This is a genomic window from Nonomuraea sp. NPDC049624, from assembly GCF_040675255.1.
Taxonomy (GTDB): domain Bacteria; phylum Actinomycetota; class Actinomycetes; order Streptosporangiales; family Streptosporangiaceae; genus Nonomuraea.
This window is the reverse complement of sequence record NZ_JBFAOR010000003.1, coordinates 191,607-200,934: the sequence shown is the minus strand read 5'-3', so window position 1 is coordinate 200,934 and position 9,328 is coordinate 191,607. Positions and strand designations below refer to the sequence as shown.

The 9,328-nt window shown below is 71.7% G+C and carries 9 protein-coding genes; 4 read left to right on the top strand and 5 right to left on the bottom strand.

The window, feature by feature from the left end; genetic code table 11:
* The 4 genes from AB0J76_RS12490 to AB0J76_RS12475 form a co-directional block, all read right to left on the bottom strand.
* Positions 1 to 165: RICIN domain-containing protein (locus tag AB0J76_RS12490; protein ID WP_364389786.1), on the bottom strand; the 165-nt coding region annotated here is incomplete at its 3' end.
* Between the two features lie 707 nt (positions 166 to 872).
* Positions 873 to 1,688 (bottom strand): ABC transporter ATP-binding protein, encoded by an 816-nt coding sequence (locus tag AB0J76_RS12485; protein ID WP_352326869.1) that lies wholly within the window; start codon positions 1,686 to 1,688, stop codon positions 873 to 875.
* Entirely contained in the window at positions 1,672 to 2,694 is a 1,023-nt protein-coding gene (locus AB0J76_RS12480) for a glycine betaine ABC transporter substrate-binding protein (protein ID WP_352326868.1), read from the bottom strand. The genes AB0J76_RS12485 and AB0J76_RS12480 overlap by 17 nt, the downstream gene beginning before the upstream one ends.
* Positions 2,695 to 2,715: 21 nt before the next feature.
* Complete coding sequence (locus tag AB0J76_RS12475; protein WP_352326867.1) at positions 2,716 to 3,495, bottom strand: ABC transporter permease; 780 nt, start codon at positions 3,493 to 3,495, stop codon at positions 2,716 to 2,718.
* A gap of 158 nt (positions 3,496 to 3,653) precedes the next feature.
* Between AB0J76_RS12475 and AB0J76_RS12470 the strand changes: the two genes are divergently transcribed.
* The 3 genes from AB0J76_RS12470 to AB0J76_RS12460 all read left to right on the top strand — a co-directional run bounded on the left by AB0J76_RS12470 (position 3,654) and on the right by AB0J76_RS12460 (position 6,426).
* A complete protein-coding gene (locus AB0J76_RS12470) occupies positions 3,654 to 3,986 on the top strand; it encodes a winged helix-turn-helix domain-containing protein (protein WP_352326866.1) in 333 nt (110 codons plus the stop codon).
* Positions 3,983 to 4,231, top strand: coding sequence for a hypothetical protein (locus tag AB0J76_RS12465; RefSeq protein WP_352326865.1), 249 nt, complete (start codon positions 3,983 to 3,985; stop codon positions 4,229 to 4,231). The genes AB0J76_RS12470 and AB0J76_RS12465 overlap by 4 nt, the downstream gene beginning before the upstream one ends.
* Before the next feature lie 122 nt (positions 4,232 to 4,353).
* Positions 4,354 to 6,426, top strand: a complete 2,073-nt coding sequence (locus AB0J76_RS12460; protein WP_352326864.1) for a serine hydrolase domain-containing protein — start codon at positions 4,354 to 4,356, stop codon at positions 6,424 to 6,426.
* A gap of 50 nt (positions 6,427 to 6,476) precedes the next feature.
* On the opposite strand, the gene AB0J76_RS12455 is transcribed toward AB0J76_RS12460, so the two are convergent.
* Positions 6,477 to 7,364 carry a TetR/AcrR family transcriptional regulator gene (locus AB0J76_RS12455; protein WP_352326863.1) on the bottom strand — a complete coding sequence of 296 codons (888 nt, stop codon included), beginning with the start codon at positions 7,362 to 7,364 and terminating at the stop codon, positions 6,477 to 6,479.
* A 63-nt stretch (positions 7,365 to 7,427) separates the two neighbouring features.
* On the opposite strand from AB0J76_RS12455, the gene AB0J76_RS12450 reads away from it, so the two are divergent.
* On the top strand, positions 7,428 to 9,143 hold the full coding sequence (locus AB0J76_RS12450) for a right-handed parallel beta-helix repeat-containing protein (protein ID WP_352326862.1): 1,716 nt from the start codon (positions 7,428 to 7,430) through the stop codon (positions 9,141 to 9,143).
* Positions 9,144 to 9,328 lie beyond the last annotated feature (185 nt).

Here is a 9,328-nt window from a genome sequence, read left to right as displayed (position 1 = left end):
CACGTAGCCGTCACCGGCGTCGCGCAGTTCGAACTTCTCGTTGTCCTGGGTGCCGGTGTCGTACTGGTTCACGCTGGCGCCGTCCTTGAGGCTGGCGTTCTCGATCGCCAGCACCTTGCCCGAATGCTTGACGATCAGCCGGGCTCGCGACGGGTAGGGAGCCATGGGTACCTCCTGGATAGGGGGAATTCGAGGGCAGGGCCCTGCCACACACACCGGACGGTGCGACCCTGCCGGCGGTCACCACATCGAGCCGGTCGACGCTCCAAGGGTCAAGAGAGGCGCAGTTGCCATATCGGAGACATATTCTTCAGCCTCGAATTCCGGCAGATACGCCCGTCAAGAAAACCCGCGACGAGCTGCCGAACCACGGCTGCGCCTGGACATCATGGAGTTGTCGATGCCGGCCAGAATTTGCGACAGCAGAAATGGCCATGCGATTCCCTCCAGTCGATGATCGAGGCGGCGACGCGCTGTTCGCCTCCATGAAACTTGATTGCGGGCGGGAAATCACCCTCCAGCCGTGGCCACATCCGGACAGGGTTCAAGCCTCCGGCACTCGCCCCCACCAGCGGCGTCAGGCGCCAATGGCCGAAGTGTGGGTCGCGGAATCGATGTCGGACCAGGCCAGGCCGAAGCACTGCCGGGCCGTGCGACGCCGGCGCTTGACCACTATTGGCCAATAGCCAGGAAATCGTTGACGTCGGCTCAGAACAGGCCAATAGTTCAGCCCGTCGGGGAGTTTCGATTTGGCCTTCCCAGCTTTCAGGGCCACGTATTTCCAGGCCCACCGCTTGATTGGCCCGACCGGAATCCTCCCCCGCTTGATTGGCCCGACCGGAATCCTCCCCCGCCTGCTCGGCCGAAACGCGTCAGGAAAGCTCGAGGTCGGACGAGGCGGCCCGCCGGACGGCCGCGGCCACGGTCTCGCGTACGGACGGGAACTCGGGATGGGCGCGCGGATCGGCCGCGTGCGGCAGCTCCGAGGGCCGGTCGAGGACGACCGTGCCCGGCCCGCGGCTCATCACCAGCAGGCGGGTGCCCAGGTAGACGGCCTCGTCGACGCTGTGCGTGACGAAGAGCACGGTCTTGCCCGTGGCCTGCCAGAGCCGTCGCAGCTCTTCCTGGAGCCGCTCCCTGGTGAGCGCGTCGAGCGCGGCGAACGGCTCGTCCATCAGCAGGATCGCGGGGTCGGGCGCGAGCGCCCGGGCGATGGCGGCGCGCTGCTGCATGCCGCCGGACAGCTCGTACGGACGCCGTCCCGCCACCTCGCCCAGCCCCACCAGCGTGAGCAGCTCGTCGGCCCTGGCCCGCCTGGCCTGCTTCGGCACCCCTGTCATGCGCAGGCCGAACTCGACGTTGCGGCGTACGTTCAGCCAGGGGAACAGGCGCGGCTGCTGGAACACCACGCCCCGGTCGGGTCCGGGCCCCGCCACGGGCTCGCCGCCCACGGCGACCGTCCCGGAGGTGGGCGCGGCGAACCCGGCGACGAGCCTGAGCAGCGTGCTCTTGCCGCAGCCCGAGGGGCCGACGATCGTCACGAACTCGCCCGCGCCGATGTCGGCGCCGATCCCGCGCAGCGCCTCGACGGGCTCCGCCTTCGACCAGCGGGAGCGCGGCCGGTAGGTGAGCGAGACGCCCTCCAGCCGCACCGCCGCCGCGGTGCGCGTGTCAGCCTGCGAAGGCATCGCGCAGGTCCTTGGTGTCCAGGCCCTTCTGGAAGACCTCCAGGGCGGGCACCTCGGGGAGCTTGTTCTGGGCCTTGAGGAACTCGGCGGCGCTGCGCAGGTTCTCGGCGAGCGCGCCCGGCTTGTCCGGGGTGCCCAGGTAGTCGGAGCCGGCCTGCTCCTTGGCGTCCAGCAGGATCAGCTCGTCGATCTGGCGGGCGGCCTCGTCGGGGCTGAGGTTGAGCTGGCGTCCGACGGCCGCCGCCGCGGCCCGCTTGTCGGTGCGTACGAGCTTGACCGCCCGGTCCTGCTGCGTCAGCCAGGTGTGCAGGGCCTGGGGGTAGGAGGTGGCGAACTGGGTGCGCGCCACGGCCAGGTCGGCCGTCAGCTTGCCCTTGGCGGCCAGCTCCTTGCTGGTGACCAGCACCTTGCCGCCCTTGCGCAGCTCGCCGAGCACGGGCGTCCAGACGTAGGCGGCGTCGATGTCGCCGCGCGTCCAGGCGGCCTGGATGTCCGGCGGCTCCAGGTCGACGACGGTGACGTCCGACTCGCTCAGCCCGACCTCCTGGAGTGCGGCCAGCAGGCTGTAGTGCGAGGTCGAGGAGAACGGCGTCGCGATCTTGCGGCCCTTCAGCTCGGCCACCGAGCCCGCCTGGCGGGCCACCAGCGCCTCGTTCTCGCCGATGACGTCGAAGATCCACGGCACCTGGTACGGGATGTTCAGCGGCGCGGACAGGCCGCGGGTGACCGGGCTGCTGCCGGCCAGGCCGATGTCGATGCTGCCCGCGACCATCGCGGTGTTCACGTCGCCGCCCGAGTCGAACTTGATCCAGCTGATCTTCGTGTTCGGCAGCGCGCTCTCCAGCCAGCGCTGGTCCTTGACGATGAGGTCGCCGTTCGGGATGAGCTGGTAGCCGATGCGCAGCTCCGCGGGGCTGCCGTCGGCGGCGGGGGCGGCGCCGGTGCCGGTGGAGCAGGCCGCCAGGCACAGTGCGAGCGCCAGCGCGGGGATGAGGCGGTGTTTCATGGCTGATGCCTTCGCAGGGGGTCAGGCCTTGCCGCGCCAGGGCACGAGCAGGCGCTCGGTGAGTTGGAGGAGCGTGTCGATGAGCAGGCCGGACGCGCCGATGACGAGCAGCCCGAGCACGACGACGTCGGTCTGGTTGTAGCGCTGGGCGTCGCGGATCATCCCGCCGATGCCCGGCACTCCGTTGACGGTCTCGGCGGCCACGACCGTGGTGTAGGCCACCCCGACCGCGACCCGGACGCCGGTGATCACCTCGGGCAGCGCCGAGGGCAGCACGATCCGGTACGGCAGTTGCCGGCGCCCGGCCCCCAGCGACCTGGCCGCGTACAGGTAGTCCTCGTGCACCCCGCGTACGGCGTCGGCGGTGGCCACGGCGAGGGGCGGCAGCGCGGCCACGAACAACAACGAGACCTTGGGCGGTTCGTCGATGCCCAGCCAGATGATCAGCAGGCTGAAGTAGGCGAGGGGCGGCAACGTGCGGACGAACGTGATGAGCGGATTGAGCAGGGCGCGCACGGTGGGCACCAGGCCGACGACCAGGCCCAGCGCGATGCCGCCGGCGATGCCGTACAGGCTGCCGAGCAGGATGCGGCGCAGGCTGGCCAGCAGGTGCTCCGACAGCAGGTAGCCGCCGTAGCCGCGCCGGCCGTCGTGCACGGAGGAGGTCAGGAAGAGCTGGTCCCACACCGACCCCGGGCTGGGGACGAACACCTCGGGCCACAGGTGGGAGGCCGCGACCGCCCACCAGATCGCGGCCAGCAGAACCACGCCCGCCGCCCGCAACCCGACACCACGGATCACCGGCCCCACCCCTTTCCTTCATAAGCGACTGGTTTAGTCGGGATGACGGTAGAGGATCCTCCACCCGCGCGCAAGCGCCCCGGCGAAGCGGTTTGACGCGTACACTTGCACCTGTAAGACTGAACTAACAGGTGCAAGACAGACCCTCCAAGGACGACATGCCGACCAGCGAAGAGTTGCTCCGCCTGCTCGGCGCGGTCGGGCATCCGCTCAGGTTGCAGATCCTCGCCGAGCTCGCCGGCGGCCGGGTCCACGTCAGCGAGCTGGCCCGCCGGATCAAGGTGTCCCGTGCGCTGCTCTACATGCATCTGGAGCGGCTGGAGAAGGCGGGACTGATCGAAGGGCGGCTGGAGCTGGCGGCCGACGGCAAGGCGATGAAGTACATTGAGCTGCTGCCCTTCGAGCTCACCCTGACGATCGACACCGTCCTCGCGGCTCTGCGCGCGGACGACGAGGAAGGACCCCATCAGGTGCAGGAGACCCCGCAGTGATCGACATCGGTTCCATCGTGATCCCCATCGTGGTCGTGCTGATTCTGTTCGGCGCGATCACGGCCTGCATGGCGTTCTACTTCCGGTTCGAACGGCACCGCACCGACGTGCTGACGGCCGAGATGGCCAGATATCGCGAACTGGCCGAGCAGGCCGTGCAGCGGCAGGGTGAGGTGCAGGCCAGGCTGGGCGAGCTGACGGAGAAGGTCGCGGCGATGGAGAGGATCCTGCTCAGCGTCGACTGACGAGCCCGTGACACAGGTCCGGGGGCGAGCGGCAACTCACCCCCGGACGGCGGAACCGCACGACCACGCCGTGACGGCGTGCCTTTGACGCGTACGTGCTCCCACAGAAAGGAGAGCAGCTCATGCTGCTCGAACGCAAATCATCCCGCCGGCGTGCCCTCATGTGCTCGCTGACGGTCGCCGTGCCGCTGCTGGCGGTGAGCGCCCCCGCCGCCGCCACGGCGGCCGATCCGGCCCGGTCGGTACGGCAGTTCGCCGACGCCTACGTGCCCCGCCAGCTCAAGGAGCACCAGATCCCGGGGGCGGCGATCGCCGTCGTGGCGGGCGGCCGTCAGGTCTTCGCCCAGGGGTACGGCGTCGCCGAGGTGGAGACCGGCCGTCCCGTGGACGCCGAGCGGACCGTCTTCGCCCCCGCGTCGGTGGCCAAGCTGATCACCGCCACCGCCGTCATGCAGCTCGTCGAACGCGGCCGGATCGACCTGAACGCCGACGTCAACCAGTACCTCACCACGTTCAAGATCGACGACGCCTACCCGGGCCGGCCGGTCACCATGGCGAACCTGCTGACCCACACCGCCGGGTTCGCCGGCGGTGACTTCGGCACCGGCGCGGCCACCGCCCGTGAGGTGCACCCGCTCGGCGCCCACCTCGCCGACCACCAGCCGCCCCGGATCCGGCCGCCCGGCACCAGGGCCGTCTACTCCAACTACGGGATGGGCCTGGCCGGCTACCTGGTCGAGGTGCGCTCGGGCCTGCCCTTCCACCAGTACGTGCAGGAGAACATCTTCCGCCCGCTCGGCATGACGCACGCCAGCATGACCCAGCCCGAGCCCGGCCCCGCCGCCCAGGCCCTCGCCCCCGGTTACCGTCTCCAGGACGGCCACCAGGTCCGGGCCGAAGGGGCAAAATACGGGCACATGCCGCCGCACGGAGCCGGCTTTCGCTCCACCGCCACCGACATGGCCGCGTTCATGCTGGCCCAGCTGACCGGCGGCGGCGGGATACTCCGGCCGGACAGCGTGCGGCTCATGCAGAGCCGCCGCTTCGGCAACGCCGAGGGCACCGCCGGCATGGGGTACGGCTTCCAGGAGTACACCAGGAACGGCCGGCGCCTGCTGGTGCACCGGGGCAACATTCCCGGCTACTTCGCGATCATGGCGCTGATCCCCGACCGGGGCATCGGCGTCTACGCCTCCTACAACGGCATCGGCAAGGGCGGCCCCGACTCCGCCTGGTCCCTGGTCAACGCCTTCGCCGATCGCTTCGCCCCGGCTCCCGCCCCGGCGGACGGCACGCCGGGCCCGCTGCCCGACGTCGCCCAGTACACCGGCACCTACCGTACGGCCCTGGCCGCCGACATGACCGACCTGGGCAAGCTCAGCTCGCTCACCAGCACCGTGACGGTCAGCGCGGGCGGCGACGGCCTCCTGACCACCACCGGCGCGGTCGCGCTCGGCCCCACCGAGAGCCGTCAGTGGACGCAGATCGCCCCCGCCCTGTTCCGTGAGAAGAACGGCTACCGCACCATCCAGTTCCGGCCTGACGGCCTGCTGGCCACGGAGAACCCGGCGGGGCCGCTGGAGCGCCTGGCCTGGTACCAGTCGCCCACGTTGCATCTCGGCGTGCTCGGCGTGAGCCTGACCGTGCTGCTGCTGTCGGCTGTGGGCGGACCGCTCTTGCATGCCGTACGCCTCGCGCGGCGCCGCCGCAGGCCCGGCGGGTCCGGCGGGTCCGGCAGGTCCGGCGACGGATTCGCGCCCGCGGGTGCTTTCGGGGCTGCCGCCGGAGCCGGGCGGACGGCGCGCCTGCGGACGGTTCACGGGCGGACGGTTCGCGGGCGGACGGTTCGCGGGCGGACGGTTCGCGGGCGGACGGTTCGCGGGCCGCGCCTGGCCGGGCTGCCCGCGTGGATCACGGCGGTGCTCGTCACGGCATCCGCCGGATCCCTCGTGGCGATGTTCGCCGACTTCGACGCCAACCAGGCCGAGTTCTTCCTGGGCGGCAGCCCGTTGTTCACGACCATCACCACGCTGCCCGTCCTGGCCGCGGCCGGGGCCGGCGTGACGCTGGTCACCGCCGGGCTGGCCTGGGTCAAGGGCTGGTGGACCCTGGCCGGGCGGATCCACTGCACCGTCGTGGTCCTCGCCGCGCTCGCCTATCTGAGTGTGGCCGCCGCCTACAACCTGATCGGCTGAGAGCCTCCGGAGACGATCATCGAGGCACCGCACAGGCCCGCCGGGTCAGGTCAGTCGGCCGACCTGCGCTTGCGGTAGGCGCGTTGCTGGCAGGCCCGCGAGCAGTAGACGCGCGGGCGGCCCGAGGGGGCGGTTTCCAGCGGGGCGCCACACTCGGGGCATATTTCGTCACGGCTTTCGTCACGCTCTCGGATCAGCACCTCGACGCCGTCCAGGAGGCGGCCCAGGCCGAACGTGAAGGAGTCCTCCGGGTCGTCCCAGCCGCCCGTCTCCCACAGGCGCGAGAGGGCGGGAAAGCGGTCGAGGCGTTGGTAAAGGGAGTCGCGGGCGCCCCACCACTCCTGCTCGGACACGCCGCTGCGGCGTTCCTCGCGCCGGGTCTCGGCCAGGAGCAGCGCCTCGGCGTCCACGAACCGGCCGAGCAGGCCGACCACCGCGACCACCTCGGACGGCCGCAGCGCGGTGCCGGTCAGCGCGCCGAGCATGTGGTCGTAGTGGGCGACCGCGTTCGGGCCCGGCAGGTGGCGGGAGCCGCGCACCTCAGCCAGCCACGGGTGGCGCATGCGAAGCTCCCACGCCCGCCGCGCCGCCTCCTCCAGCCGCCCCCGCCACCCGACACCGGCGTCCGGGCCGGCGTCCGGGGCGGCGTCCGGGGCGGCGTCCGGGGCGGGGACGAGGGCTTCGCCCAGCACCTCGTCGCGCATCAGCTCCACGAGCTGGTCGCGGCCGGGTACGTGGCGGTAGAGGGACATGGTCGTGAAGCCCAGCCGGTCGGCGACCTTGCGCATCGACAACCCCTCCAGGCCCTCGGCGTCGGCCAGCTCGACCGCGGCCCGCACGATCCGGCCCAGGCTGAGGCCGGGCCGCGGCTCCCGTTCCGCGTCCCGCCACAACAGCTCGAGCCCGTGGTCCGGGTCCCCCGCCGCACCTCGCGTCATTGGCGCCTCCCTCGTTTATGGTGTATTACTCCGTGTACGCCATAAACAGCAAAGGGGAAACCTGTGTTCCACTTCCATGTCGCACCCGGCGGGGACGACTCCTGGCCCGGCTCCCTCGACCGCCCCTTCGCCACCGTCCGACGCGCCCGGGAGGCCGCCAGGGGGGCCGGCGGGGAGTCCGTCGTCCACCTCAGGGGCGGCGTCCACGTGCTGGGCGAGCCTCTGGAGCTCACCGAGGCCGACTCGGGCACCGTCTACCAGGCCTACGGCCACGGCACCCCCGACCAGGAGGACGCCGTGCTGAGCGGTGGCCGGACGATCACCGGCTGGCAGGTGCGCGACGGCGTCTGGCTGGCCGACGTCGGCGACCTGGAGACCCGCCAGCTCTACGTGGACGGCCGCCGCGCCGCCCGGGCCGCGATCGAGGGGCTGCCCGGTTCGTCCCCGGCCGCGACCGCCACCGGCTACGTCACCGACAGCGCCGCGCCGCTGGCCTGGACCAGCCCGCGCGACGTGGAGTTCGTCCACCGCGGCGTGTACCCGTGGACCGAGGGCCGCCTGCCCGTCGCGGACGTCGCCCAGGACGGCGACCGGACCGTGATCACCATGGCGACGCCCGCCTTCGGATGGGCCGCCGAGCTGTACAACTCCACCTGGGAGGGCATCACCTCCGCCGGGCCCGGCCTGCCCACCAGGATCGAGAACGACCCGAGCTTCCTGCGCGAGCCGGGCACGTTCGTGCTCGACCGCTCACGGCCGGGCCACCATGTGCTGCGCTACCTGCCCCGCCCCGGCGAGGACCCGGCCCGTACGCGGGTGGTCGCCCCGTCGCTGGAGACCCTGGTACGCGGGTCCGGCGCGCGGCGGGTGACCTTCCGCGGGCTGACGTTCGCCGAGGCGACCTGGTTGCGCCCGAGCCGCCCCGAGGGCTTCGTGCACTATCACGGCAGCGGCTTCTACGAGGGCGGCGGCGTCGGCGTGGCGGAGCTGGGCGAGGGGGCGTCCGTGACGTATCCAACGGCTTCCGTGACGATTCCCGCCTGCGTCACGTTCGAGGACTGCTCGGACGTGGTGATCGAGGGGTGCCGGTTCACCCGGCTGGGGGCGTCCGGGCTGGGGGTGTCCGGCGGCGAGGGGCACGTCGTGCGTGGCTGTGACTTCGACACGCTCTCGGCGGGGGCCGTCGTGGTGACGGGCAGCCGGGGCACCGTGATCGAGGACAACCTGGTACGCGGCGTCGGGCTCGAATATCCGGGATCGCCGGGCATCGCGGTGATGGGGACGTCCGGGTGCGTCGTCGCGCACAACGAGGTCAGGGACGTGCCGCACTGCGGGATCACCGCCGGGCCCGGCGAGGGCACCCGGATCGTCCGCAACCGGACCGTCGACACCATGCAGGTGCTGGCCGACGGCGGCGGCGTGTACGTGTCGGGGCCGCAGGGCGGTTCCCATGACGACGGGGCGCTGGTGCTGGGCAACGTCATCGAGGACACCCGCACGCCGTACAACTTCGGGCTCTACACCGATTACGGCGCCTCCTGGGTGCGGGTGGAGGAGAACGTCGTCGCGCGCGCCGACAACACGGCGGTGCTGCACGTGGGCCCGCCGCTGGAGAACGTCGTCTACCGGGGCAACTTCTGGGACGCCGACCCGCTCGGCCACGACGCCCCGCCACCCGGGGTCACGTACGAGGAGAACCGCACCATCAAGGACGAACAGGAACTGAACGCCGCGACCACCGCCATCCGCGCCCAGGCGGGCCCCCGCCGCCCCCTCTGACGAACGGGCGCCTGGCCGGGACCAGCCGTCCCGGCCGGGCCGATGTCGGTCCCGATCCCCCTGCCTCGCGCGCCCGGTGGACCATGTCGACGAACGCCTTGCGCAGCTCAGCGCGACGCGCACCGGTCAGGGACACCCACAGCCGGATGAGCTGCGGCGCACCGGGTGGACGCCCGGGGGCGCTT